A 26986-nucleotide genomic window follows, 5' to 3' on the forward strand; every position below is an offset into this window, starting at 1 on the left:
TGCTGTTCTAAAGAGCGGTTGTTGCAGGGGGGAAACAAGCAGATTTGTTTGTACCCACCGACAGGCTTACGCTCAAGGATGTTGTAATGAAGTATAAAATAAAAAAAACGTACGCTACTGAAAATCCACACCTTGCCGGTTCTATCGGTGTGCGAAAGTCTCTGTTAACGATTGCCGTCGCCTCTGCTGTTTCTTCCATGTCCCTGAATGCTCACGCCCTCTCTTATGAGTTTGGCGAAGTACTCGTGGATTGGGATAATACGCTGACCTATTCCGCTGCCTGGAGGGCTGAAAGCCCTGATAAGGATGCGGGTACCAATACCGGTAACCTGAACTTTGATAAAGATGCCATGATTACTAACAGGGCATCGATTCTGTCAGAGGTCAGTGTTCAGTATCGTGATTATGGTGCATTCATCCGAGGTAGTGCTTTCTACGACGATGCGTATTTCGGCGAAACAGATAACGATGCGCTGGGAAATCCAGGGTTCAGTGACAAAACTCAGGATGCTCATGCAAAGGATGCCCGACTGCTGGATGCGTTCGTTTACGGTAACTTTGATGTTCTGGATAGAAATCTGAATGTTCGTGTGGGTCGTCAGGTTGTTAGCTGGGGAGAGAGTTTGTTTATCTCCGGTATTAGTAGCTCGATGAGCCCGGCAGATGGCACTAAGTCCAATATTCCGGGAGTCGAAGTTAAAGATATTTTGCTCCCGGTTGGACAGGTTTTTGCCCAGATTGATCTGACTGACAACCTTGCTCTGGCTGCGTATTCTCAATGGGAATGGTCCAAGACCGAATTGAATGAAGCAGGAAGTTATTTCAGCACGAATGATTTGCTGGACGAAGCAGGCAAAGATTTATCTCCCCTGAGAAGAAAGCAGGATAATGATCCAGGCGACAGTGGTCAGTGGGGGGTTGCATTAAACTACTATGCCGAAAATGTCGGAAGTGGTACTGAATTTGGTGTCTACTATCTGAATTACCATGATAAAGCCCCTGCGCTGGTGATGACGGATTTTGTATTTAACCCACGAGCAGATTCTGTTGTTCCTACTGCTTACTATCTGGATTATCTGGAGAATGTGAAACTTATCGGAGCTAGTGCCGGTACCCTGATTGGTGAAACCAATGTAGGTGCAGAAGTTGCCTATCGAAAAGGTGCTGTTGCTCTGAATACAAACAACCTGGATGAAAGAGATGACACAATCCAGGCACAGGTTTCATTCACACATTCTTTTGGTGTTACACCTTTTTCCGATGATTTTATTCTCAGTGGTGAAGCTGGCTATAACAGACTGGTGGGTGCAAAGGTCAAGCCAGGTGAAGAATCAGAAGGGGCTGGCGTAGCCGCTCTGATGACCCTGAGTTACAACAGCGTTCTGCCTGGTGTTGATATGGAAGTTCCAATCAGCTTCCGCCATAACATTAAAGGTCATTCAAAAGCTGGTAACTTTACGTCGACCGGTAACAATTCGGATCGTGCCAGTGTAGGTGCCAAGTTTATATACCAGGGTGGTCTGGAGTTTGCCTTCAACTACTCTGCTTTCTTCGGTGATTATGAAGATAATGCGATCACTGATCGTGACTACGTCTCGTTCAATGCCAAATATAGCTTTTAAGAGCACAGCTTCTGAGCCAGTCGTTAAGGAAAGGTAATTATGATAAGAACAAAATCCCTTCTCACTGTCGGTCTTACCAGTCTGGCCTTACTGGCCTCGACTGCCCAGGCCAAGGTTTCTCCTGAAGAAGCCGCCAAGCTGGGTAAAACGCTCACCCCTATGGGGGCTGAGATGGCAGGTAACAAAGAAGGCACTATTCCAGCCTGGAATCCTGATTTCAAAATTCCTGAAGGCTATCAGGGGCCCGGTACACGCTACGTCGACCCTTATGCTGACGATAAGGTACTGTTTACTATTACGGCTGAAAACGCGAATCAGTATAAGGATAAACTGGCTCCGGGTATGATTGAGCTGTTCAAGCTGTACCCCGAAACCTTCAAGATGAATATCTATCCTTCTCACCGTGATGGGCGATTCTCAGAGTTTGCTGAGAATAATGTCATTGCCAATGCCACTCGCGCCGAAGTGGTCGATGGTGGAGATGGTGTCATCAATGCTTTTGGTGGACCTCCTTTCCCGATCCCCCAGAGCGGCGTTGAAGCGATCTGGAATATGCTGCTGAAGAGTGGTTCGCACTACTGGCAGGCAACCGCTACCGATGTTCTGGTGTATCGTAATGGTTCGCAGCAATCCGGTAGGCAGACAGTCACTCGTCTGGCACCTTACTACGACCCTGAGATGACCCTGAATGCCTTCCAGGAGCAGAGGTTACCTCGTTTGTATCAGACGGTTCAGACTCTGGCCCCTACTCGTGAAAAAGGTAAGGCTGTTCTGGCTTACGAATACATTAATCCAAAAGATCAGCCTCGTGCAGCATGGTCTTATACACCGGGAGTTCGTCGTGTACGTCGTGCGCCAACTGTCTCCTATGATACTCCACAGGGGCTCGGCAAGCTGAGAACGACTGATGGTTCATACGGTTACAATGGTTCTCCAGACAAGTACAACTGGAAGCTGGTTGGCAAAAAGGAAATGTATGTTCCTTACAACAACTACAAGTTTGAAAACAAGGATGTAGATTTCAAAGAGCTTCTGCCTCAAGGCCATGCTAATCCTGACTACATGCGTTATGAACTGCACCGTGTCTGGGTGGTTCGTGCCGAGCTGAAGGAAGGTGAGCGTCATGTGTACAAAACACGTGAGTTCTTCCTGGACGAAGACAGCTGGATGGTCATGCAAGTAGACCAGTACGATAACCGTGACGTACTGTGGCGTACTACGCTGGTCAATACTATCAACATGTATGATATGCCAGGTATCGAGCGTCGCTCAGTGCTTTACTATGACCTGGTGTCCCGGGAGTATCTGGCTGCTGACCTGTTCAATAAAGAACCTGTTCAGCCCATCGTAAACCAGGATCCAAAACAGATTTCGTACTTCACCCCGTCTAACTTGCGTAAGATTGGCGTACGTTAATGTTTTAACTGCGTAAAAAAACGGCGTATCTGGAAGCAGGTACGCCGTTTTTTTATGCTTAGTTATTTTTGGCTACAGCCGCAGCAGGTGCCAGTTTAGGAAGAATGTAGTTCTGTACTTGCTGAATACCTTCAGGGCTGAACCACTGAAGGACCCAGAGAGTGCTAAAAATGGTGTAGTAGAGAGCAGGTTTGACGAGATAACTCCAGAAACGGGTGTAAACAGGTTGCAGTAACCATTTATGTCCAAATTGTAGTCCCGAAATCACAAAAGCTTTTGTAGCACCAAAATGGGAATCTAAAGCCATTGCCAGGAGTCCGGTTCCTACTGCCAAGGTAACTGAAATGGCTGCAGGTGCCAGAGAAGTACCAAAGAAAGCTAACCCTGCGGCACTGAGCGCCAGAGTCCAAACAAGTACCTGTGCTGCTTTCATTTTTGAGGAAGCGCCTCTCAAGTCTTCTTCTATTGGAGATATATAGACATCGCGTCCGAGCTTCTCGCTGCCAGTGTAGCCTGCTTGAGTCAGTCCGCCGGCTTTAGCCGCTGTTTCCATACTCTGGAGCTTGATAGCTACTTTTTTCACAATATTGGTGTCACTGAGATCAGGTATTTCACCCGACTGGTCAGCCTGCTTGGCAAGATCCGCTGTAGATTGGCACTTGGCGTTTTCAATGTAGTGCTGTTCGCAGGGCTTGTGATGCAAGCTCTGGCGTTGAAACACCTTCCATGTTCAGAAAGCTGACCACATAGTATTTCCCCGTGTTTATGTCCTGACAGGAATAGCTTGTCGTTACCAGAGAGGCCGCCTGTGCGATCGTAGGCTGGTCCGTTGCATCGGAGTTGTCAGAAAGTGCGACTTGGGTAAATCCGGCGGTCAGAAAAATCAGAAAAAAGAATCTTGAAAGGTGTTTCATTGGAGCCTCCGGTAAGGAGAAAGAAGAGACAAACCAGTCAGGAATAGAGATTAAGGAAGAAAAGTTGTTTTCTTGAAAAACTGTTCCAGAAATTAGCACAAATTCATCTGTTTGTAGAATTTGTGAGTTCGTCTTGTCCACTTTTGCTATTGAGGGGATTACAGGCTGAGGTGTAGTTTTGCTACTGTGAAAAAAAGAATAAACCGGCTCCAGCCATAGGCGCTATTAAGCCTGGTGAAGGACACGATCATGTATATAGAAAACACTGCTGAACAGAAAGAGCTTCGCCGCGAACTGCGAGAGTATTTCTCCAAACTGATCACGCCTGAGGTTAAGGAAGCCTGTCACGGGAATGAGAGCGGAGATACGTATATGAGCGTTATCCGCCAGATGGGTGAAGACGGGTGGCTGGCTCTTGGCTGGCCTAAAGAATACGGTGGCCAGGGTCGCTCAACCAGTGAACAGCTGATCTTCTTTGAAGAAGCTGAACTGGCTGGTGCTCCGATTCCTTTCGTGACTCTGAACACGGTAGGTCCGGCACTGATGGACCATGGCTCTGAAGAACACAAGAAAGAGTTCTTACCAAAAATTGCCAAGGGAGAGGTGCATTTTGCCATTGGTTACACTGAGCCCGGTGCCGGTACTGACCTGGCTTCCCTGAATACCAGTGCTATCAAGGATGGTGATGATTACATCATCAATGGTACAAAGGTCTTCACCAGTAGTGCAGAAGGTGCAGACTACATCTGGCTGGCAGCCAGAACCGATAAAGAGTCCAAGCACGGTGGCATTACCTTGTTCATGGTGGACACTAAGCTACCTGGTTTTTCGGTCGCTCCTATTTACACCATGGGTGATGTTCGTACAAACATGACCTACTACCAGGATGTCCGTGTACCTGCTTCCATGATTGTGGGTGAACTGAATGGCGGCTGGAAGCTGATCACCTCTCAGTTGAACCATGAGCGTGTAGGTTTGGCAGCTATCGGTATCAACGCTATCGGTAACTATCAGAAAGTGTTGGATTGGGCTCGTGAAGAACAACCTAATGGGCAGCGTGTGATTGATGAGCCCTGGGTACAAAGCGCACTGGCAGAAGCCTACACCCTGCTGGAAGCCATGAAGGTAAAAAATGCCCGCATGGCCTGGGAGCTGGAAAGAAATGAACTGAATCCTGCTTTTGCGTCCGGTATTAAGGTATACAGTACTGAATGTGTGATTCAGGTGTACCGTCTGTTGCTGGATGTTGTTGGTCCTGCAGGATTGGTGAAGCGGAACAGTTCGGCTGCCATGATTCAGGGTGAGCTGGAAGAAGAGTACCGTAAGTGTCAGATCAACACCTTTGGTGGAGGTGTCAACGAGGTTCAGCGTGAACTGGTTGCCATGTTTGGTCTGGGTATGAGAAGAGCTGCCCGATGATGTCTGGGAGCATCTGTTGTCATGCAGATGCTCCATCACCTTGTTTCTTTTCCGTTCTAAAATCCGTTAAGGATTTGTCTCGAAATAAATTCCCGATTAAAACATAAGCTCAGCCCGAACGGGGTTTGGGCAATTAAGGAATTTATTTCCGGGCTATTCCTCAACTGCAGCTTCTGTTTCCTTCACACTGTTTCTCTTTCTGAATTCTCCCGGGGTAATACCGGTCCACTTTTTAAAAGAACGGTGGAAGGCGCTGGGTTCATCAAACCCCATCAGGGATGCGACGGAGTTAATGCTCATATCCGAACGGGTCAGATAATCAATGGCAGCATCTCTTCGACAGTCGTCTTTTACTCTCTGATAAGAAGTGCCTTCTTTCTCCAGTCTCCGGCGTAACGTTCTGGAGGAAATGTTCAACATTTCTGCCACTTCATCAAACCCGGGTATCTTGCGGGTAAAATTACTGCCGATGAGTGAACGAATTTTCTTAATCACACTTTCATCTTCATTGACGATTGTGAATAGTTCCAGAGGTGCTGTTTTAAGGAACTGGTGCAGGGACTCTTCGGTATGCACCAAAGGTGCATCCAGAAAATGGGATTTGAAAGTAAAGGCATTTTCTGTCTGTTGAAAATGTATCGGGCAGTCGAAATAGAAGCGGTAGCCACTATTGCTGAGAATTTCGGGTCCAGTAACCTTGACCTCTTTGATCGGGATAAAGGTTCCGATCAGCCAGCAAATGAAACGATGCCACATGGACATATAGTTGATAATGGTGAGTTGTTTCTGAAGGTCCATGTCATGAGAGGGCTCCACCCGGAATGTCCGGTGCACCAGAGTCGCGTATTCCCCGTCCGCAGACAGATAATACGGTGCTGCTTTACTGACATTTAGCCCTTTGGCTTCGTAGAGCATGGCATAGAAATCCACACTTCTGCTCAGGGCTATACGCAAGCTTGGGCTGTGGATAACGCTATAGCAGAACATACGGAAAGTACCCATGGGCACTTTGGTGCGGGTAATTCCAAAGCATTCATCCTTGAGCAGGTCTGACACCCGACTGTATAGACGACTGAAGTCCTGTGCCGAGATGTCCTGTTCCAGTTGCTGATCAGGAGACAGATCCATAGGGTTGAAGGAGAAACCGATCTCTTCAACGATCTGATCTACTTTATGGCCGTTTTCTGCTGCTACCTTGAGCAACAGTCGTGCGTATTTGGCGGGTATGGCTTGCTCGCTCATCGTTATTCTAGGTCCTGGTAATCCAGTGCTTGGCGATTAAAAAACAATCTACCCAATCTCTAAAGGGGGTGATCAGGAGGGGTAGGTCGTTTTCTTGCGTCAGAGGCATTTACTTCTTCTAATGGATGGATCCGTTCGGCCATGATATGAAATTTTGTCGACTTGATCCAATTTTCAGCCATTTGTCTTAGTAAAAGGTTCTAAGGAAGGAGTATTTTGTGCGGTTAGGAAAGGGAAAAGCGAGGCTTTTCCCTTACTGCGATCAGAGTCTTGTGATCCCCTCAGGCCTGAAGGCATCTGCACGAATAGACGTGTGATTTTCTACGAACTCTTTAAGAACGTCTGCGTCTTTATAACCTGTGTCTACGTACGCGGGATGATCATTCAGCTTGGGGTAGCCATCCCCCATTCGCCGTCTTCATTCTGCCAGAAGCGGCCATGGTGATCATTGGTATGCAGAACAGTCAGCGTATAGGTTTTATTGGGATCATAGCTTGCCTGCTCATTTTTGCTGGCACAGCCCGTCAGAACAACTGACAGGGAGAGTACCGCAGAAAAGACAACTCTCCAGGAGGAAGGAGTGTGCGTAGTCATGTTTTTCTGATTTCCTGTGGACAAATCCCCGGATATTGTCCATAGGATTATGAACGTTGTCTGTCGTGTGAACTACCCATGAGGCACCTGGCCCGGATATTTTATGAAGTATCCGGGATAGTGGGCTCTGAAGGCGAATTTAATGAAAAATAGAAAGGCTCAGGAAGCCCTGTAAGATAACGGCATTCAAGGTGTCGGTATAAACAGAGCCGAGCAGGGGAACAATCAGATATGCCTTGGGTGAGGGGCCAAAACGATGTGCCAGAGCGCTGATGTTTGCTAAACCGACAGGGGTTGCCCCTAGTCCCAGTCCAATGAAGCCGGCTGAAGTCAGACTGGCATCATAGTCTTTGCCTGCAGCCCGAAACATAATCCAGTAGGCGAACGTGCAGATGACCAGAGACTGGATCATGACGATGAAAAAAGCGGGCATAGCGCTGTGAGCCAGCTGTATCAGGTTCAGTGACATCAGGCTCATGGTGATGAACATTTCCAGACAGATATCGCCAAACAGGTTGATAAACTGTTCATTGAATGAATAGTTCACCAGATCAGACACATTGATAAAAACAATAGCGATCAGCAAAACGGGTAAGTAATTCGGCATCACAATCCCTTCTGCTCTGAGATAACCGTTCAGCCATTTTCCCAGAATAATGCAGGTACTGATCAAGAGAATGACATTTAAAATTTGCTGCATACAAAGTTTGATTTGACGTGTTTCAACACTTTCGGGAATTGCAAAGCCTTTAGTATCCGCTTGAGAAGGACACAGATTATGTTTTTTGATCAGGGCATGGGCTACAGGTCCTCCGAGCAACCCTCCCATGATTAAGCCCATGGTGGCAGACATAAGGCCAAATTCGGTGGCCTGGTGGTAGCCTTGTGCTTCCAGAAAAGTGCCCCAGCTGATCGCCGTTCCATGGCCCCCGGCCATGGAAATAGTCCCGGCCAGCAGTCCATGAATAGGTGGCTCACCCAAGCCTATGGCAGCCAATATACCTACGGTGTTTTGAAGAACAAGAAAACCGAAAATGACAAAGAACAAGACGAGCAGAGTTTTTCCGCCAGAAACCAGTAGTCTGAAACGGGCATTCAGGCCCACCGTACAGAAAAAGATCAGCAGTAAGTCGTCTCTGAGGCCAATCCCCCAATCCACCTTGAAATCAAAGAAACCGTCCAGAAGGGCAAATAGAACACTGAATAGCAGTCCACCAGTGACTGGGGAGGGAATATGGTAATGATGCAGGCAATAAACCCGAGAGGTAATCCACCGCCCCACTTTGTAAGAAATGATGGCAAGTAGGAGCAAAGAGAAGCCTGACAGGTGCACCATGAAGAATGCTCATTATTTGAAATATCAAGTTTAATATAGCAGTCAGTGCTTAATCGCTTTGAAATTCATCCAGTATGGAATTTATGACATGGCTTGAAAAAGTGAGCAGATAGTCAGTGCTGCTAATGGTTTTGTTACCACCTGACAGTGAAAACACTGCTTTAATGCAGCCAATGTTCATGGAGGAATATCAATGCAGCCGTTTGCAGGGCATTCACCGACTTATATACAGAAGAGTCAACCGGTTAATTCTGAATTCAAGCAACGTTCATTGTCTGAGGATAAGCTCCACGCGCCTGAAAAAGCACATTCTGGCAGTCGGTCATCCAGTGGGCACAGCTCAATGGCCACTTCCAGTGGCAGAGAGTTAACGGTATCTCCTCCCGGTTGTGTGAAGAGTCATCTGACGCCACCTGCAGAATCAGGCTTTCAATCTGAGAGTCATTCACCTGAGTCCAGTCCATCTTCAGTGATCCGCTCAGAGAAGAGCCTGGCAATGCCGCAGGGGCTGGTTGAACTGGACTCTGATCAGGTGTTGAACTGGGCATTTGGCTCTCAGGCTGAGTCTGAAGCAGATCAATCCTTCAATCTTGAGTTAATTGCAGACAGCCGGCGTGAGGTTCAGCTGGCTAAACCCCCCAAGACAGTGCATTTATTAACGCCAGGGAGAAATCAGGGCGCCAGGGCTCTGGAACCCGAAGAGGTCAAGACATTAATCAGCAACAAAACATTGTTGGGTGAGGGATCTTTTGGGCGGGTTTACTCTGTTCAGTCCGATCGTTTGAAATCCGGTGAGGCTTTGGCTTTAAAAGAGTTCAAGGTTGATGGCTGCGCTTCTGATTCAATGAAACGTTCCGGACTTAGAGAAATTCATACCCAGATTGCCATGAACCATCTGAATATCGCCAGCGCCCTTGGCTTTCATACGGGTTTGCCTATGTTACTGGTGATGGAAAAAGAACCCTATGTCTTCTCTAACCTGCTAAAACAGCAATCCATGCTGTGTGCATTAAAGCCTCTGGTGAATCGATTGAATATTGAAGCAGGTATATTAGAAGGATTGGGTTATTTGCATAGTTCTTTAAAATTGATTCATGGAGATTTGAAATCAGGCAACGTGCTGTTGGATCGCAAACTGGTACCTAAAATTATTGATTTCAGTCTGACTTCAGAATGGATAATCCACGATCACTGCACAGTGAACCGCCTTGTTTTTATATGGCTCAAGAATTGACGTGTGAGCAACGAGAGTTGATGAGCGAATCAACGGATATCTGTTCAGCGGGATTGATTCTACTGGAGCTGACAACCGGGCAGATAATTCCTTATGTCTGGATGAACAGGAAAAAGTCGTTGGATGCTCATCATCCTGATCTGGATTGGCTCTTTAGTCAGTTTCGAACTTATTTCGATCAGACAGAACGGGTTGATAACAAAGAGACTCGATATAAGAAAGCCATGATTACAGATGCATTCAAGCCTGGGGAGTTGCAGAGCAGATGCATTGTGAATACTAAACCTGAAAGTAGAACAGCTGGGAAAGTTATGAACACTGTTGTTTTCCCTGCTATGCATCGAGATGCAGAAAAGCGTTGTTCATTAGCATCAATGAAGAAAAATCTGAAGGAAGCCATGTCTGATATAGAACCGGAAAGCCAGCAGAGATTGCATTTGAAAAGGAAGCGATGTCAAAAAACAGGTCTGTTCGGAAGAAGTTGTTTTAGAAAGTAGAGATCAGATGGGTCAACCTCAAACTCGAATCCATCAAACTATGATCTAAGCTCTATCTTCATCGAACATTCCTTTCTGTGGTTTCTGTTATGGCCGAAAAGCAAACGGGCTGGGCAACCTATAAAGAGGCTCTGGATCAGCTGGATACCACGTTAAGTGGACTCTCATCAAAGTCTGCTCAAGACCGGTTACATCGCTTCGGGTACAACGAGCTTGAGGATAAGCGTGAAAGCAAATGGTTACAGTTCTTCAAAACTTATTGGGGACCCATTCCCTGGCTAATTGAGATAGCTGCGGTGCTCTCTGCGGTTATAAGGCACTGGCCGGATTTTTTTATCATTCTGTTCATGCTGGTGTTGAACTCACTGATTGAATTTATTCAGAGCAGCAAAGCTCAAGATGCCCTGGCTGCGCTGAAGTCGTCCATGGCGCTTCAGGCCCGGGTTAAGCGTGATGGAAAATGGACCGATCTGCCAGCTCGAGAGTTGATACCGGGTGACATTGTTCATATCGAGAATGGCGATATAGTGCCGGCCGATTGTCTGTTGTGTGATGGAAAATATTTGAGTGTGGATCAAGCTGCCCTGACAGGGGAGTCCCTGCCTGTGGACAAAGTTGTAAATGACGTCATTTATTCAGGCTCTGTCGTTAAACAGGGGAATATGCAGGCATTGGTGACCAGTACCGGTAGCCAGACATTTTTTGGTAATACGGCAAAACTGGTTCAGAGCGCAGGTAATATCTCTCACTTTCAAGAGTCTGTGCTGGGTATCGGTAAGTTTCTTATCTATGGCACTTTGCTTTTTTCTGTTTTGATCATCGCCAAAGAGCTGTATCAGCAAGCGCCGGTTTTAAGCATTATTGAGCTGGTTCTTGTGCTCGTAATTGCGTCTATCCCGGTTGCAATGCCGGCTGTGTTATCAGTAACAATGGCACTGGGTGCTTTATTACTGTCGAAAAAGAAAGCCATTGTTTCTCATCTGCAGGCTATTGAAGAGTTGGCCAGTGTCGATATTCTGTGTTCCGACAAAACTGGAACGCTCACCCAGAACAAGCTGACGTTTGGTGACCCTGTTCTTTATGCTGCTGATTCTCCTGAAACTTTGAATTTAGTCGCAGCTATGGCTTCAAGCCCGGATGGCAAAGATGCCATAGATTCTTTGATTTGTGGGTCTGTTAAAAGTGAGTGCATGCAACCGTTTGAGCGGCTTGAGTTTATCCCGTTCGATCCTGTCAGTAAGCGCAGTGAAGCATCAATTAAGGAAGGAGAGCAGCTTTTCAAAGTGACTAAAGGTGCTCCTCAGGTCATTATCGATTTATGCACGGACAATAATGAGGTCAGGGACAATGCATTGGAACATGTTCGGGAAATGGCAGCAAAAGGGCTTCGAACATTAGGTGTGGCCAGAACAGATAACCAGGGGCATTATCAACTGACAGGACTACTGAGCTTATTTGACCCTCCCAGAGCAGACTCAAAAGAAGTAATTGCACAAGCCAGGGCATATGGCTTGAATGTGAAAATGGTGACAGGAGACGATCTGGCGATAGGCAGAGAAATATCTGACCAGCTGGGTTTAGGGAAAGAGTTATTGGCTGCGGACGATCTTTTTGATGACCAGTCGGATATGGAGAACCTTCCAGATCCTGTCAAAAAAACAATTGTAGAAGCAGAAGGATTTGCCAGAGTCTTTCCAGAGCACAAGTACGGTATTGTGAAAAATCTGCAAAAGTCAGGTTTTGTTGTCGCAATGACAGGAGATGGAGTGAATGATGCACCGGCACTCAAGCAGGCGGATGTCGGGATTGCGGTTTCAGGCGCAACGGATGCGGCCCGGGCTGCAGCAGACCTGATACTTACACTGCCGGGTTTGTCTGTGATTATTCAGGCTGTAGAAGAGGCCCGCCGTATATTTGCGCGCATGATCAGCTATGTAAATTATCGTATTGCAATGACCATAAACCTGATGGTTTTTGTGGCTGTATCAGTGCTGTTGCTCAGAGTCGTCCCTTTGTCAGCCATTATGATTGTTATCTTGGCATTATTGGATGATATCCCCATCATTACTATTGCCTATGACAACACCCGAAGTTCGTCAGAACCTATGAAGTGGCAGTTGAAAAAAGTACTGACAGTGGCCAGTGGGCTAGGGCTGGTGAGTGTTATAGGTAACTTTGGTTTGATGGCCTTGATGACACAGTTTTACCAACTGAGTACTGACCTGATGCAGACTGTGATGTTTCTGCAGTTGGTTGTAGCGGGTCACTTGCTGTTGTTTATTTGTCGTCATGATGACTGGTTCTGGATGAAACCGTGGCCTTCTCCCAAACTGTTTCTGGCTATTGTTTTGACTCAGATTGTTGCCGTTTTAATTTGTGCATTCGGGTTGTTAATGCCTGCTATCAGTTTCGAGCTAATCGGTGTTGTATGGCTCTATGCTTTTGCATGGATGTTCATTTTGAACGGTGTCAGAAAAGTGCTTAGAGGAGTGGTATGAAAGGAACTTGAATAAGAGCAGTAATAAAAATGGCACCCGGAGGTGCCATTTTGCGACTGTCTGATGCTTTCAGGCAGTGCTGGATCACTTATTTTGCATAGTTAGCAGCAGCAAAGTTCCAGTTTACCAGCGCCCAGAAGTTTTTCAGGTATTCCGGGCGAACATTACGGTAGTCGATGTAGTACGCGTGTTCCCACAGGTCGCAGGTCAGCAGAGGCTTCTGATCAGTCGTCAGAGGAGTGCCCGCATTGCTGGTGTTAACGATTTCTACAGAACCATCGCTGTTTTTTACCAGCCAGGTCCAGGAAGAACCAAAGTTATTAACGGCTTTGTCGTTGAACGCCGCAACAAATTCTTCAAAAGAACCGAAAGCCTTGTTGATAGCGTCAGCCAGTTCACCGGAAGGCGCGCCGCCACCGTTAGGGCTCAGGCAGTCCCAGTAGAAAGTGTGGTTCCAGATCTGGGCAGCATTGTTGAAGATGCCACCTTCAGATGTCTTGATGATCTCTTCCAAACTCTTGCTTTCCAGTTCGGTACCCGCAACCAGACCGTTCAGTTTATCAACATAGGTCTTGTGATGCTTGCCGTAGTGGTAGTTCAGAGTTTCTTCAGAAATATGAGGAGCCAGTGCATCGCGTGCATAGGGCAGTGCAGGCAGTTCAAAAGCCATGTTGTCATTCTCCACTTGGGGTTTGATCTTGTTTGACCTGATTCGTCTCGCGCGACGATATTAACATTGGTGCGGTTACGAATCTATGTGGGGGATAATGTGGGGGCATGTGGTACCTCTTCAACCCCGGGGTCTCATAAAAACACTGAATTTGTCCATGGAAAGGGATTTCTCCTGATTGTGATGAGTGCTTTTGGCTTATATTTCTCAGTTTGGAGAAGGATCAGAAAGGCTATTACTCTTATTCTGGTGTCTTTTTCATAGTAATATTGCGCCTCAACTGCCCATGGCGGAAACAAGATAGATGAGAAACCCATGAGAGAAGAGGATAAGGCGATCAACGATATACCGGATTTCTCAATTGCCGCAGACGAGCGTCCAGGACGCAGGAAAACTGCAGCTACCGGCGGAACGCCCCCGGGTAAGAAAGGGGGAGCAGGGAAGAGCCCTGCAGGTAAAGGCGGTAATGGTCTGACCTGGCTTTTATTGGTGATGATTATCGTGCTGGGCGCTGGTGGTGTCTGGCAGTTCAAGATGATGCAGCAAGAACTGGCCGAGACTCGTCAGGCACTGAAAGCCACTCAGGAAAAGCTTAGTACCGTGACCGGAGAAGTTACTGCTACTGGCGAGAACCTTGATCAGAGCGGCTCAGCACTAAGGTCTGAGTTGAAAGTGATGGATTCTGAGATTCGCAAACTCTGGGATGTGGCGAACAAGCGCAACCGACAATGGATCCTGATCAATAAGGATAATATCGTTAAAGCACTTAAGGAAGCTGAGGAGGCAGGCAACACCGCTGACAAGGCGAATGGCCAGCTGAGTGAACTGCAAAAGCGTATTCGTGAGATGGATCAGTTGATGAAAGCCATAAGTACTGAACAGCTGGCTGCCCAGAGTGAAATGACCGACAGCCTTACCAAGTTCAACAAGCAGGTGGCTGAAATGAAAAAGCTGGTGGCTGATCAGAAGAAGTTACAAGCTGAATTGACTAAAAAAGTGGAAGATCAGCAACAGGCCGTTAAAGCTGTTGATTCATTCCGGATTCAGGTCAACCGAAAGCTGCAACAACTGGAAGATACTGTCAGAGATCTGACACAGCCTCCCAAAGAAGGTCTGGGGCTAGAGTAATCTTCCACTGCCGGGTGGTTTCGCCACCCGGTTGGTCATAAACAACCTTTCATTCAATGAATAGCGTGAAGCCAGCTTAAACTGGCTACATTAAAGAACAATAATTCATTCCGGAGCTGTGGGCTGATGATGGGCTGTTTTCGCATAACAGGGCGGTTATGTCTGGTTGTTGCTGTAGCAATAATGACATCTTCCTGCTCAGTGCTTGACTGGTTTGACACGAAGTCAGACATTACCGAACCGGTTAAACCTGTTGTTGAAAAACCATCTGACTGGACATTCTTTCATGAGTGGCAGGTGGAGAATGTTAATCCCTCCATGCAGTCTCTGGTTCCTGGCGCAAGCATGACTCTGACAGGTCAGTGTTTTTTTTCTGCAGATATTCTCGAACGCCTGGAGTCAAATTCGAAGGGGCTTTTGGTGCCGGTCATCAAGGTGACCAATGATCTGACATTATCACCAGACCTGGAGAACAGTGCCCGACTCTATAAAGTTCTAAGATCTAAATTCCCATTGGGTGGCGTGGGTGACAGCCTGACTTTTTACCAGACTCTGTTATCCAGCATTGAGCATACATGCCCTGCTAACATGACCCGAGATATAGATAGTTGCCAATTCAAAAAGTGGATGTCCTTTGCTGGTTTAGGCGACGAGAGTTCTATTTATGATGAAAGTCGGCTCAAGCGTTGGTACAAGTCTCATTCATCTCTGAAATATATAATTATGGGCTCCAGTGATCTGTTTAATTCTGATGCTTTGCTGAGTGCACGTTATTCTGCTAATTCCAGAGTGATTACCGAACAGTCCCTGTCGGTAAGGGAAAATAATATTAGACCCTATCTTGGCAAGATTCGCTTTGACTGGGTAGTTCCAGGCAAAGATGAGAATAAAACGTTTAACAGTTTGGGGTCTTGTACGTTGAGTTGGAAGCAGTTAGAAGAAAAACGACGTTTAAACGGCTCCGGCTGGATAGATACTGAATCACTGGTAGAAATAAATAAGATGCTGCTTCCATACTTTATTGAACTCATGAGCGACGCGACCAAAGCTATGCCAGAGGAGCACAGATAAGGAGCACAGATAAAAGGCTTCTATGATGTGGATTAAACGGAAGTAAAGTGTATGGACAGCATGAATGCTGATCGTTCAAGTTGTTATTCTCGGCCCTTGTCAGGGGTGATTTTGTTTGTTGGATCTTTCTCTCTATCCTGGACAGGATGGGTGACCTGGCATTCACTGCCAGCATGAGGTTCGCTGCTGTTTGGGTCTGAAGCGTTTGAACCCTTTATGGGCGACATTCAATTGACGGAAATATCCTATCGAAGCCTTGAAAAACTGGCCAAAAAAATACTCAGGAAATCCTCACTTAATCAAGATGAAAGTATCGAGTTATCAAGGGTTTATCAGAAAATTCTGGATGAGTTGAACAAGCGTTTTGAAGGCGAATTTCTTGTTATTGATGGACTGGTTGAAGACGATTGAAGTAGCTTATTGACGAGCTGTGTTTTCAAGTCACCGGACTGCAAAAAAATACCGAAACCCACTGCTAATCTGAAATAATGGATTCATCCTTATAGAATCTGAATCCACGTCTTTGGTGCCAGAATTTGAGCTGTTTCTTGGCAAATATGTTGTTTTTCAACGGATGTTGTAGACCGCATGGATCGCAGAAGCAGTGGTATTGGCGCATCTCATAGCCATCACCTGAACATTACATCAGTGCATGGTCCTCTGACTTCAGAGGAGCAGAGACGTAATGGTGTGGGTTCGATCCAGGTTCCCAATCAGCTTCTGCAGGGTGATCGTCCGATCACAAAGCCAATCGGCGAAAGAGACATTGTCAGTGTTGAGGTGGGTGCTCCCTCCATTCCCAAGCCTTACAGTATGACCTGCAGAGCCACAGCCAAGCCAAACAGTCCGGTTCCTGAGCATACACTTTTCAGGTTGAGAGAAAGTATTACCCCCGAGACGATTGAAACGGCCAGCAGGAAAACCAGGCAGGAGATGGCTGAACGAGTTGGCAAAATACACAGTCAATTGGGGTGGCGGTTTAAAATGCCCGCTAACTCCCGGCAATTGGAAAGCCGCTTGAATGGCCGTGATGGACATTTGATGACTATGGCCATGGTTCGATCCATGATTCATCAGATTGAGATGATGGAAACAGTAGTTGCCGATGATATTACTGCCAGTGGTCAATCGAAGGAAGCTTGGAAGAAGGGACTGTTACAAAGGTGCAAACTGGAAAAAATGCATCGTGAAGTTTTAGCTTTGGCTGAATTTTACTGTCAATTTTACTCTGAGCCCACGAGAGCAGGAGGGAATTCGCCTCATCCCGACAGATATGATCCGATTCGGGAACTGGATGAACTGAACCGAAAGGGCAAACTGGACTTGCCACCATTGGTGCCAACGCTTGCAATCCCTAGTCCTCCTGAGGGGCCTGTCCTGTCTCCTGAAAGTCTGGAGTTATCAAAAAACCAGCAGGAAGTTAAAAAGCTCAGAAAAGAGAAGAAAGAGTTAGGTGCTGAGCTGCAGCAGACACGTAAGCAGTTAACTGAGTTGATGGAAGCAGAAGAGCCCCTCAAACAGAAGGAAGGAGAAGTTCCTGAGAGCTTTTCAGAAAGACTTGATCAGTTAGAGAAAGAGCAGGCTGAATTAAAAGACGAGCTTCTGGATAAAGATCGTCAGTTACGTCAGAAGCAACGTAAAAGCATTAACTTCAATGATTCTCTTTCAGGTGTCAGTGGATTGGCGGGCACGGATACCCGGTTAAATGAGCTTGAAGCTTTGAATAGACAGCTTCAAGCTCAGAAGCAGGTCGCAGATCTAAAGGAATCTCGTGATCAATGGGTAGTAGCTCATGTGGATCTCACTGATAAGAAGCGACAGGTTGAAAAAGAAGCGAAGAAACTGGAAGAACAGCTCAATGGTATTGAGGAAGTTCATAAGCAACAAATAGCTCAGCTACAAAAATTTGAAGAAGCTCAAAGTAGGGCCATTTCGGCAGAGGATGAGCTTGTTGCCCTTGAAGGTGACTATCAAGGGGCTCTTGCTCGTGAAAAAGATCTGAATAAAGAGCTGAGTGACACTAAAAAAGAGCTTCGAGAAAAGGTTAAAGCGCTTAAGAAACAACAGTCTGAGTTCAAGGTGAAAGTCAGAGAGACTGCAAGAAGGGATGCTGATCGTTATAAGAGTGAGCTAGAGGTAGCAAAGATAGAGCGTGATACCAATAAGCGTGAGAAAGACACCGCTGAGCATCAACTTTCTGATGCTAGTAATGAGATTATTTCTCTGAAAGAACAAGTTCAGAGTTTACAGCTCGCTCATAGTAACGGTCTGGAGGAGAGCGAGTCTCACGAAACTGAGATGAGACTCATCAGGGAAGAACTCAGTAAAGCAGAAGAAAAGCATCGTAAAGAAAGGGCTGCATTAGAGTTAGAGATCGAAAAAGCGAGAAGTTCAGAGAAACTGGTACAGACTGAACTCAGAAGTAAAGAAAGGGAACTGAATGAATTACAGTCCAAACTGGATAACACGGAGCGGGAACTCAAGGAAAAAATCGCCAGCCTTGAGAAAGATCTTCGTTTAAAAGATGAAGATATTTCTCAAAGAGATCAGGAATTAGTCGTTGAGAGAAGAAAAGTAAATCAGTTAACGGTCACAAGCGTTAGGCTTGAAGATGAGAAAGGGAAGGTTGAATCCTCTCTGGAAGAGCTTCTTAGTGAACTTGAATCGGCTCGAAGGGCAACTCGGTCGTCGAAAGAGGAAGTTACAGAATACATAAGACAGCTTGAAGAAGCTGAAAATAAAGCAGAGAAGCTAAAAAGCAAGCTTGAAGATGCAAAGAGCAAGGAAAGAGAGGCGAGAGAGCACTCAGCGATTGCCGATGAGACGCTTCCTAAACTGAGAGAGACTTCAGAGCGCTATCAAAGAAAACTTCAGTTAAGCCAAAAGGAAGTGGCTCGATTAGAGGATTTACTAACCAGCAAAGAAGATGAGCTTGCAGAAGCCAAAATAAAAGAAAATTCTCTGTCATCTACCATCTTGTCGAAGGATGAAAGGATCCACAAACTTGAAGAAGCGGAAGCTCAGTTTAGGAGTGAAGTTGAAAAGGCGAATAGAAGAACTCAGGAAAAACAAGACAAGGTCAGTGAACTGAGTCTGCAAGTAGATGAACAGACGCATACGGTTGAACAACTCACGTTCCGAATTCAGAAGCTCACACCTGAAAAAGAATTAAGTGACAGTAAAGTACTAGAGCTGGAAGAGACCATTCACAGAATCGAACAAGAGAGAGATGAAGCAAAGCAAAATATTCTGGAAGCTGAACGCAGCTTACAAAGAGATAGTGATGCAGTTGAAGTTGAAAAAGCCAAGTGGGAAAGCCAACTCAAGGAATCAAAATCCAGAGTTTCTGAACTTGAAAGTCGTCTTTCAAATGCTGAAAAGAAAAGAGACCACTTTAAATCAGAGTCAGATACTCATACCCGCGAAAGAAACCAGGTAAAGAAAGAACTTCAAGAGCTTCAGATCAGTGTAGAAAGTTTGAGGAGTCAGCATGCCCTTGAGATAGAGAGGCTCACCAGAGAGAGGAAAGAGTTTAAACTTGAAGTCGAAACTCTGCAGCATAAGGCCGAGGTTTCATCGGCTGACTGGGAGATAGAAAAAGCAAAAATTGAGGAAGCCAAGGACCAACTCTTTGGTGATTTAAAAAGCCAGCATGACCAGCTGCTTGAAACAAAACAACATCTTGATCAGCAACTTCTTGAGTCTTGGGAGGAGGTCAGGAAGACAAAGCTTGAGTTATCTCAAAAAGACTCCACCCTTGAACAAAAAGAGCAAAGAATTGAGTTTATCAATAAACAGCTCGTTTCTGTTCAGCAAGAGTTATCTCATCTTCATGAGACTACAGACTTATCGAGCAGCGAACTCACCGCCAAAGTCACTCAGTTAAACAAAGAGAAAAGTGCTCTTGAACTGCAATTGCAGAGAGAGCAAATGGGCTGGGAAGTTGAAAAAGAAACCTTAACCAGCAGAGCCACAAAGGCAGAAGAAGAGCGTCATAAGTTTGAAGAGCAACTGACTTCCATGAGAGCCCGTCTGGAAGAAAGTCAGGCTAAAGCTCAGCAGTTGGATGGCCAGTTTTCTGAGTTGACGCGCAACTATGGGTTGCTGGAGTTAGAGATAAAAACGGTTACCAAGGAGAGGGACCAGACTCAAACGAACTTGCGGATACAAGGAGAAGAGTTGTCCCTTGTAAGGGGGAGCTTTGAACAGGCTGAAATCAAGCTGAAAAACCTGGAAAGGCAGCTTAAAGATGAGCAAGCGGGTCGGTCAATAGAGGTTACAGAACTCAACAGACAGATTGGATTGGCTGAAGCAGATAGAGATCATTTTAAAACGCTTTCTGAGACAGCAGAAGAACAAAGAAAAATACTGGATGAAAAAGTTTTAGGGCTGGAAGAGCAGTTGAGAAACAGCCAGATAGAAGCTCGCAGATTACAGGGGCAAGTTGAGGATCTGAATGTTAAGCATGAAAGGGAATTGCAAGAGGCCCTAAATCGCAGCAGCCATTTGGAAAAAGAGCTGACTCTTCAGGAACGAAAGCATCAGCACGAAGCATCTGGCTGGGAAGAAGAAAAGCAGCATCTTACAAGTTCACACGAGAGGATTGCCGTCGATCTTAAAGGGAAGCTGGAACAGCTTCAGTATCTGAAAGATGAGGTTGATAGCAAAGTTTCGCTGCTAGAACTGGAAGGTAAGAAAAAAGACCTTGAAATACAGCAAAAGTCTGAGGGCCTTGAGCAGAGAAAAGAAGAGGTCAGTAGCCTTCAGACAGAGGTTGAAAACTTGAGGGCTGAGTTAAAGGTCTTAACGGATCAAGCCAGGCAAGCAAAGACGGATCATGCTCTTGCTTTGAAAGAGAAAGAGCTGGCAAATCAGGGATTAGTTGAAAGTCTTGAAAAAGAACAACGTGATCGTGACCAGAAAAAGAAAAAGCTTGAGGGGGATATCAGTAGTTTAGAGTCAGAGAGAAACCGTTTGCAGTCCAAATTAGCTGAGCTTCAAACTGTAAGTGTGGAAAACCAAACACTGTCGTCCACAGCGAGTGAGTTAAGAAGAGATCTTCACCGTGCTCAGGAAGAGCTGGACAAGATAAGACAGAAAATGAAAGAAGTTGATCTACAGTCAGAAGAGGTGCTTAAGGCTAAAGCAACGATGCAGAGCCTGCTGGAAGCTGAGCAATTCCGAGTCAGCAGTCTCACAGAAGAAAAGAAAACATTGGAAGCCGCTGTCCTGGATAAAGAGAAAGCTCTGAAGATCAAGTCTTCAGAACTGGCGACAGCCAATGAGAGCCTGCAACGAGAGTCTGACGAACTTAAGCAGTTAAGACTTCAGGTAGTCAGCGACAACCAAAGTGACTCAGGCAATGAGTCAGATACAGCGACCTCTACTGGCCTTTCCAGATCGGAGTCTGCCGGCTCCACGACTTTCTCTGAACTGATCAGTCCATCCTCCGAAGAAACTTTTGATCTTACTAAAAGTTCCAAGACAGAAATTATGCCCAAATGGACTGAAATTGGGCCAGTCGTTTTAGAGATCAAAGATGAAAACTACGAGTCTCTGGAGCCAGGAAACTTTGCCATACCAGGCTTGACTCTACGAATGAGAAACGCCTGGTTTAAAGTGGCTTCTGAGCAGGAAATGATGGAAAAACAGTTAGCCGTTTATCATTTCACCAGCCTCGATGATCTCCCCAGCAAAACGAACTATAGAACGAGAGTGAAGTCGCTCCATGAGGAATTTCTAAAAGAGCTTGATTCTGTTGATGATGATTATCAGAAGGCAATAAGGCCAGGAGCAACATCAGAGGTACCTCTCACCGATGATTTTAAGCGTCAGATTGAAATGATCAAAGTCCTGACCCGGGGCAATATTCTAATGCTTGAAAAGAAGCAGGATGAGTTTCAGGAACAGGTAGCAAAACTCGCGTCATCTCTTGAAGCGTTGAAACAGAAAAAACCAGAGGCAGGTCCGGAAGATCCTGAAGCCATTGTTGATTCAGAGCTGACCAACATGGCAACGGTGTTATCGAAGAATCCGGGTGATATTGGTACTGAGTTTTATACACATGCAGTCTGCGCCATTGTCAAATCGGCCTCGGAGCGCCTGAATGAGTCCTGGAGAAAAAAGGTTGCCACCATCAAGGAGGCTGACGAAGGACACCGTGCTTTACAGCAATATGAATACTCGCTTCAGAGACTGGCTCCTGAACATTTACCGCCCAGGCTCAGAGTCAGTGTACCTGAACAAGGTCGTTTGTTTTTATCGAAGTTGGTTGAAGGTCGTAAGGCAGAGCTTGAGTCCAAACTTGATGAACAGCTGGGTGGGGCGCATAAGGAGCTCGCTGGAAATACGTTAGAAGAGCAAATGCTTCAGGATCCTGAGATCTGCGACAGGTTGTTAACCCTGGTGTCCAGTTTGCAGGAGGGGCACGAAGGTATTAGCAAATTATCAGGTTCTACAGTGCAGTGGATGGATTACAGTTATGCTGATGCTTCACTGGTTGGGCTCAGTGAGATCAGGGATGAGTTTGGATTGCCTGCTACACCGACAATGAGCAACGTCCTGAAAACCATGCAAAAGGAACTGAAGAGACCAGGGTCATCGGTTCTGGCCATTGCCATTAAACAGCACAAAGAAAACTATCAAACAAGGAAAATAAGAGAAACACGTCGTAAAAAACTGGAGCAGCAATGCTCTACCTTGCTGGTAGAAGAAGGGAATTTGCTACCCAAGCAGAAATTGAGAGGGGTTACCCACGACGATTATTTTCGGCGCCAGAAACATCCCCATGAAGCGGAGATCGCCTGTTTTCAGTCAGGTTCTCCAGTGCCTTTGGTAGAAGTCTCAGAGCATGTTCAGGAGCAGGCAGGCTTTAAATGCAGTGCTCTGGCCCAGAATCCGAACTGTCTTATGAACAGTTTTATGAACGGTTTCAGTAAAACGGCTGTCCATAAAACCAGTATGGTTACGGGAGATCAATACATAGAGCTGTCTGAAGGAGCCCGGTGTCGTCCTTCACTGGTCTTTTTCTCGAAAGATGGCAAGCATTGGAACATTCAGCTGGATGGTCGGACCTGGTCTCTGGACCCCGCTTTTCTGCATAATCATCCGAATTATGAGATACCTTTCCAGATCAATGCTGAAGGTAGAGAAAAAAAGCGAGACTGGATTCCGTTGAAAAGTGCTTCAGGCCAAACCGTCATTCTAGTTGCACAAAAAACACCTACAGAGCAGCAGTGCTTTATGTATGAGCTGGGTTCAAATGATCAACTCATTCCGGTTCCTATCAGGGGTGAAAATCCCAGGGCAGAGTTGATAAAAGCCAATTTACTGAGCAAGGCCTGTTTTCTGAAAGCAGGAAGTCCTTTGCCGGCAAGGGCACATAGTAGCTACCCGGCTGAAGTAATCGAACTTGAATCACTGACCAAAACCTGGTTACCCAATGTTTCCCTGCAACAGTTGGATGGCTGTTATAAGGAAGTGGTAAAGGAAGTAGACAGTAAATTACTGAAACCGCCTTTTGTCTGCACTCCCTGTGATGGGCGAGTCAGAAGCCTGCCTGTTGAACTTCCTGTGCTGAGGAAAATAGCCCAGGAAAAATCCAGGAAACCAAAAACCGGTGCCCATCAGGAAACGTTTCATCCAGAACAGTTTACCGGTTTTACGGTAAATGCCAGTTTTGGCCATGTCAGTAAAGCGTTTCTCCAAGCTAAAAGAGAGTTGCTGGATGAAAGTGCTCATGGTGTGACTGAAACACTGGAAGGTCAGCAAAAGGCATTTCAGGAGCAGGTATTCAAAAACCTGTCAGTCTATTCAGGCTGTGAGTTGCAATCATCAGGGCTTCACGGGGTGCCTGACCCCGTGACATTAAAAAACAACAGACGAGCAGTGCTGAGCAATTTTGAAAAAGTCATCGTTAACAACAGAAAACATTGTGTACGCACCCTTCAGCTGAAAAAAGCCTTGGAGAATGGGTTGGTCACTTATATCCGAAATGCCACTAAAGACGGTTTGAAAGGTTTTTCAGATGGAGAGCTTCTGGATCATGCTATTCGTAACTTTGAACGCGGGTTGGCTCCAGGTGGTGAGGATGTTGATGGTTTTATAAAAAGGATGTCTCAGCTGATGCTGGTGGATATTGATCTGGAACAGAGCAGCCTGATTGGTCAGCGTCTTGAAGCACTTCAACATGAACTTGAAGATTTGGACTTTGCGGCCTTTGAACAAGTCAAGGAACCTCATGAGTACATTAGACGCTGTCAGGAATGGAACCTGAATATGGCTCTGCTGGCTTCCAGGCAGAGCAATCTGAATAACAGAATCAGTAGCTACGAAAACATCTTGCTGGATACCAAAAATCTGGCGCTTTTATCGTTTGAAAGAAGACATCACATTGTGTTGTCTCCTGACCAGGCTGAAGAACTGGCTGTGACACTCGAAGGTGTCAGTCAATGGGCCAAGGGTCATGAAGTGGCCATGATGTCTCATAAAGGGACAGGGTACGGTAAAAGTACACTGCTACTGGCACTCACGGATCATGCTTCAGCCCAGCTGGGACCTGATACCCATCGGTCGGTCATTGTCATGGCTCCAAAAACCAACCAGGCTGAACTGGATAAAGGGTTGCGGGAATACTATGCCCGTAAGGGGCAGAACTATTGTCGATTGAATCTTGAGGCTAGTTTTGCCCAGCCTTGTGAATTAACGGTTGCCAAGCTGGTAGAAGTTGAGAATACCTTGCTGGGGCTACCAGCAACGACACCGGTGGGTTCAAGAAAATCACTTTTGGAGCAGGGTCGTGTGCCAGTAGGCGCCTCGATCAATGATGTCCAGATTCTTATGCATTTAAAGCAGACTTTGCTGGACGCTGAAAGGGTTATGCCAGACAAGCAGGCGCTGCTGACGAAAGTGGATGATTGCCTCGATTTGCTCCGAAACTCAATGGTCTTTGCCGATGAGTTTGACAGCGCAATGGTGCCTCATACAGAAGCTGATCTGATTTCCGTTGCTCAAGCTGTCCAAACTGTTATTGCAGGACTTGGGTATGATTTCGAAGTTGAGCCACGAAGTATTAACCTGAAGCATTCGGAGTTCCTGTTTGGGTGTAAGGCCAGACACTTGCTATCTGCAACACTGGGAACCCTGTATTGCGCAGCTCTTGCTAGTGCCGCAAGCAGTGTGGAAGAAGTTCGCCTCAAAGCAAGAACAGATCCTGTCACCACTAATCAACGTTTCTGGCATTTCCTCTCTCTGGCCGAACCGGTGTTTTTTAATTCCTCCGAGTCTGAGGGCAGGAAAAAATTGCTCACTGATGTCTTGCACAAAGTAGGCCCTGAGCCTCAGGTTATTCTCTTTGACGGCGCTGAGTCAGGTGAGGACTGTAAACTGAAAGCTCATCAGATGAGCAAGACTTTGAACCAGGAACGTCTGGCCATGGGGGGTGTCCAGAAATCGGTCATTTATTATGACCATGACAAAAATCTACAGATGCAGTATCAGGACGACCCGGTTTATGGGCAGGGAGCCACAGCTTCTACGGAAACCGTTTCAAAGCTCAGGCGCAATGGTGGCCAGAGCACCGATGGCTATTTAAGTAAAGAGCAGTCTGTAGGAACCGACATGCCACAGGGAAGTGCTACCGTTGGTATTTTCCATGGTCTGGTGGGTCAGGCAGGGGGGGAAGCCAATGAGAATTATCTGGTTCAGCAGCTTGGCCGTTTAACCCGTGACAGTAAGGATTTGCACAAGGCCCAGAGAGTGTTCATGGCAGTAGATCTGGATGCAGTTAAAGACATTAAGGGCGCCGATAAGGAAAAAGAGACATTCAATCAAGCTCTGCAAGAGATGAATGAGTCCTTGCAGATGAAGGAAAATCTGTTTCCAGAGGGTATAGATAAAGCCCCATCTGCTCTGAAAAAAGTAGTTGAACAAACAGTATCGATTCCTATTCAAAATTCAGAAGAAGGTGCAAGAGGCTATTCAGCGAGCATACCGCAGGTAAAAGAAAAACTAAGGGCATTGGGTACTAAAGAGTGGGCAGAATTGGGTCTTTCTCCAGAAGCATTTCAGGAACTGGTAATGCTGAAAACCCGACAATGGATCTGTAAAAATGCCTGGCTTGAACTGGTGACCGTTGATATTGCCAATCGAGAGAAAAGTCATCATACCCTGAGCTGTGAGCGAGAGTTGATGCAGGCCAGAACCAATAGTCATCTGGATAAGGTTTATGCGCAAGAGCATCGCTGGCTGAACGACGAAGGTGTCAGTCTGGTGGATGGCTTGAAAGTCGGAGCTCAGGGTATTCCAAGAGAAGCGGTGCCTGTTGTGACCAACACTCTCAAGGCTGAAGTGAAAGGTTTCCTACAGTCTGTTGAAAGGCGAGTTGTTCAGCCTGGAGTTGATCATGAGGATTTGGTCGAGAAAGCGGATGCAAAAGTGATGCGTGAGCGTCTCATCGGTTATTTCAGCCGGCTGAAGAGAGAAGGCATCAAGCTGGATGGGAAAGACATGGTGAGTGAGACAAACCAGAAGCTGATTGCCGAAAGCATGGTCTCATTGAAAGAAGCTCATAGTCGAATTGAAGCGCTTTATACCATTGTGGATAAGCTAGGGGATCGGGCATCAGGTAAAGAGAGCTTCAAGGTCATCATAAACAAGCTGGAAGAGAGCATGATAAGGCTGAGAACAAGCTCGGGTTCTGAAGAAGCCATGAGAACTGAAGCCATCATTGAGTCAGCCTACAGCAGTATGATGGATGCTGTTATGAAAATTGTGGTGTATCCATCAACCACCGATGTTGATGCCACCGAGAAAAAAATATTGGCTGTAGTGTCTCAGTGCGTCAACTTCGGTCCAGATTTGAAGTTATCCCTCAAGAGCAACGGGATGGGGATTGATCGAATGAAAAGAAATGGACTTAAAGTGCCGAAAGATGCCATTACTACGAAGCAATCCTGTGACAAATTCAGGTGGAAGAAAAAGGGACTGAAAGGGCAGTGGAACCTTATTGGGTGCTCGAAGCAGGCTATTATGGACTGTGATCTTGCACCAGGCCACTTCTCTATTAAAGCTAGCTATATACCCAATAAAAATGCCTTGAGTGCCTTGCAACAACAGTCTGCTTCGCTTCAGGGCAGACAAGCCGAGTTGGATCATGCCGTCAAGTTGTGCCGGCATCCGGTCAAAAAAGAATTCAAGGGCTGTGTAGAAGAAGTCGAAAGGGCTTTAATGCAGAAGTTTGATGCCTTTGCCAAAGAGCAAGAGAGGATCACTAGGCAGGAGCAGCAGTTGATGCTCAAGCAGAGTGAGTTGAGACAGAGCAAGCTGTACAAGGTACTGGTTTGATT

The 26986-nt window shown here is 46.3% G+C and carries 16 protein-coding genes; 10 read left to right on the forward strand and 6 right to left on the reverse strand.

Annotation, left to right across the window (positions count from 1 at the left end):
• Nucleotides 1-86: 86 nt before the first annotated feature.
• Together GZ78_RS07095 and GZ78_RS07100 are read left to right on the forward strand one after the other, a co-directional pair.
• Entirely contained in the window at nucleotides 87-1622 is a 1536-nt protein-coding gene (locus GZ78_RS07095) for a DUF1302 domain-containing protein (RefSeq protein WP_051785904.1), read from the forward strand.
• 39 nt (nucleotides 1623-1661) lie between these two features.
• Nucleotides 1662-3038, forward strand: coding sequence for a DUF1329 domain-containing protein (locus GZ78_RS07100; protein WP_034833781.1), 1377 nt, complete (start codon nucleotides 1662-1664; stop codon nucleotides 3036-3038).
• A gap of 58 nt (nucleotides 3039-3096) precedes the next feature.
• On the opposite strand, the gene GZ78_RS07105 is transcribed toward GZ78_RS07100, so the two are convergent.
• A complete protein-coding gene (locus tag GZ78_RS07105; RefSeq protein WP_161787330.1) occupies nucleotides 3097-3759 on the reverse strand; it encodes a hypothetical protein in 663 nt (220 codons plus the stop codon).
• Complete coding sequence (locus GZ78_RS07110) at nucleotides 3707-4093, reverse strand: hypothetical protein (RefSeq protein WP_152558589.1); 387 nt, start codon at nucleotides 4091-4093, stop codon at nucleotides 3707-3709. Before GZ78_RS07110 ends, GZ78_RS07105 begins: the two co-directional genes overlap by 53 nt.
• Nucleotides 4094-4201: 108 nt before the next feature.
• Between GZ78_RS07110 and GZ78_RS07115 the strand changes: the two genes are divergently transcribed.
• Entirely contained in the window at nucleotides 4202-5371 is a 1170-nt protein-coding gene (locus GZ78_RS07115) for an acyl-CoA dehydrogenase family protein (RefSeq protein ID WP_034833786.1), read from the forward strand.
• 153 nt (nucleotides 5372-5524) lie between these two features.
• Here GZ78_RS07115 and GZ78_RS07120 read toward each other — a convergent pair whose 3' ends face one another.
• The 3 genes from GZ78_RS07120 to gltS all read right to left on the reverse strand — a co-directional run bounded on the left by GZ78_RS07120 (nucleotide 5525) and on the right by gltS (nucleotide 8543).
• A complete protein-coding gene (locus GZ78_RS07120; protein ID WP_034833788.1) occupies nucleotides 5525-6613 on the reverse strand; it encodes an AraC family transcriptional regulator in 1089 nt (362 codons plus the stop codon).
• Nucleotides 6614-6997: 384 nt separating this feature from the next.
• On the reverse strand, nucleotides 6998-7207 hold the full coding sequence (locus GZ78_RS29815; protein ID WP_034833789.1) for a hypothetical protein: 210 nt from the start codon (nucleotides 7205-7207) through the stop codon (nucleotides 6998-7000).
• 139 nt (nucleotides 7208-7346) lie between these two features.
• The gene (gltS, locus tag GZ78_RS07130) at nucleotides 7347-8543 is read right to left on the reverse strand and encodes a sodium/glutamate symporter (protein WP_034833791.1); all 1197 of its coding nucleotides are present in this window, start codon (nucleotides 8541-8543) and stop codon (nucleotides 7347-7349) included.
• Nucleotides 8544-8736: 193 nt separating this feature from the next.
• On the opposite strand from gltS, the gene GZ78_RS07135 reads away from it, so the two are divergent.
• From GZ78_RS07135 to GZ78_RS07145, 3 genes are all read left to right on the forward strand, one after another.
• On the forward strand, nucleotides 8737-9777 hold the full coding sequence (locus tag GZ78_RS07135; RefSeq protein ID WP_034833792.1) for a protein kinase family protein: 1041 nt from the start codon (nucleotides 8737-8739) through the stop codon (nucleotides 9775-9777).
• Nucleotides 9778-9797: 20 nt separating this feature from the next.
• A complete protein-coding gene (locus tag GZ78_RS07140; protein WP_034833794.1) occupies nucleotides 9798-10274 on the forward strand; it encodes a hypothetical protein in 477 nt (158 codons plus the stop codon).
• Nucleotides 10275-10363: 89 nt separating this feature from the next.
• The gene (locus GZ78_RS07145) at nucleotides 10364-12772 is read left to right on the forward strand and encodes a plasma-membrane proton-efflux P-type ATPase (protein WP_034833803.1); all 2409 of its coding nucleotides are present in this window, start codon (nucleotides 10364-10366) and stop codon (nucleotides 12770-12772) included.
• A gap of 88 nt (nucleotides 12773-12860) precedes the next feature.
• Here the strand turns inward: GZ78_RS07145 and sodB are convergent, their stop codons facing one another.
• Entirely contained in the window at nucleotides 12861-13442 is a 582-nt protein-coding gene (gene sodB / locus GZ78_RS07150; protein WP_034834422.1) for a superoxide dismutase [Fe], read from the reverse strand.
• Between the two features lie 315 nt (nucleotides 13443-13757).
• Between sodB and GZ78_RS07155 the strand changes: the two genes are divergently transcribed.
• The 4 genes from GZ78_RS07155 to GZ78_RS07170 all read left to right on the forward strand — a co-directional run bounded on the left by GZ78_RS07155 (nucleotide 13758) and on the right by GZ78_RS07170 (nucleotide 26984).
• Nucleotides 13758-14570 (forward strand): hypothetical protein, encoded by an 813-nt coding sequence (locus GZ78_RS07155; RefSeq protein ID WP_034833805.1) that lies wholly within the window; start codon nucleotides 13758-13760, stop codon nucleotides 14568-14570.
• Between the two features lie 126 nt (nucleotides 14571-14696).
• On the forward strand, nucleotides 14697-15641 hold the full coding sequence (locus GZ78_RS07160) for a hypothetical protein (protein ID WP_152558591.1): 945 nt from the start codon (nucleotides 14697-14699) through the stop codon (nucleotides 15639-15641).
• A 216-nt stretch (nucleotides 15642-15857) separates the two neighbouring features.
• Nucleotides 15858-16052: a hypothetical protein gene (locus tag GZ78_RS07165; RefSeq protein WP_034833809.1), complete on the forward strand. Its 195-nt coding sequence runs from the start codon at nucleotides 15858-15860 to the stop codon at nucleotides 16050-16052.
• 177 nt (nucleotides 16053-16229) lie between these two features.
• Complete coding sequence (locus GZ78_RS07170; RefSeq protein WP_034833811.1) at nucleotides 16230-26984, forward strand: hypothetical protein; 10755 nt, start codon at nucleotides 16230-16232, stop codon at nucleotides 26982-26984.
• Nucleotides 26985-26986 lie beyond the last annotated feature (2 nt).

It is taken from the genome of Endozoicomonas numazuensis, assembly GCF_000722635.1.
Lineage (GTDB): Bacteria > Pseudomonadota > Gammaproteobacteria > Pseudomonadales > Endozoicomonadaceae > Endozoicomonas_A > Endozoicomonas_A numazuensis.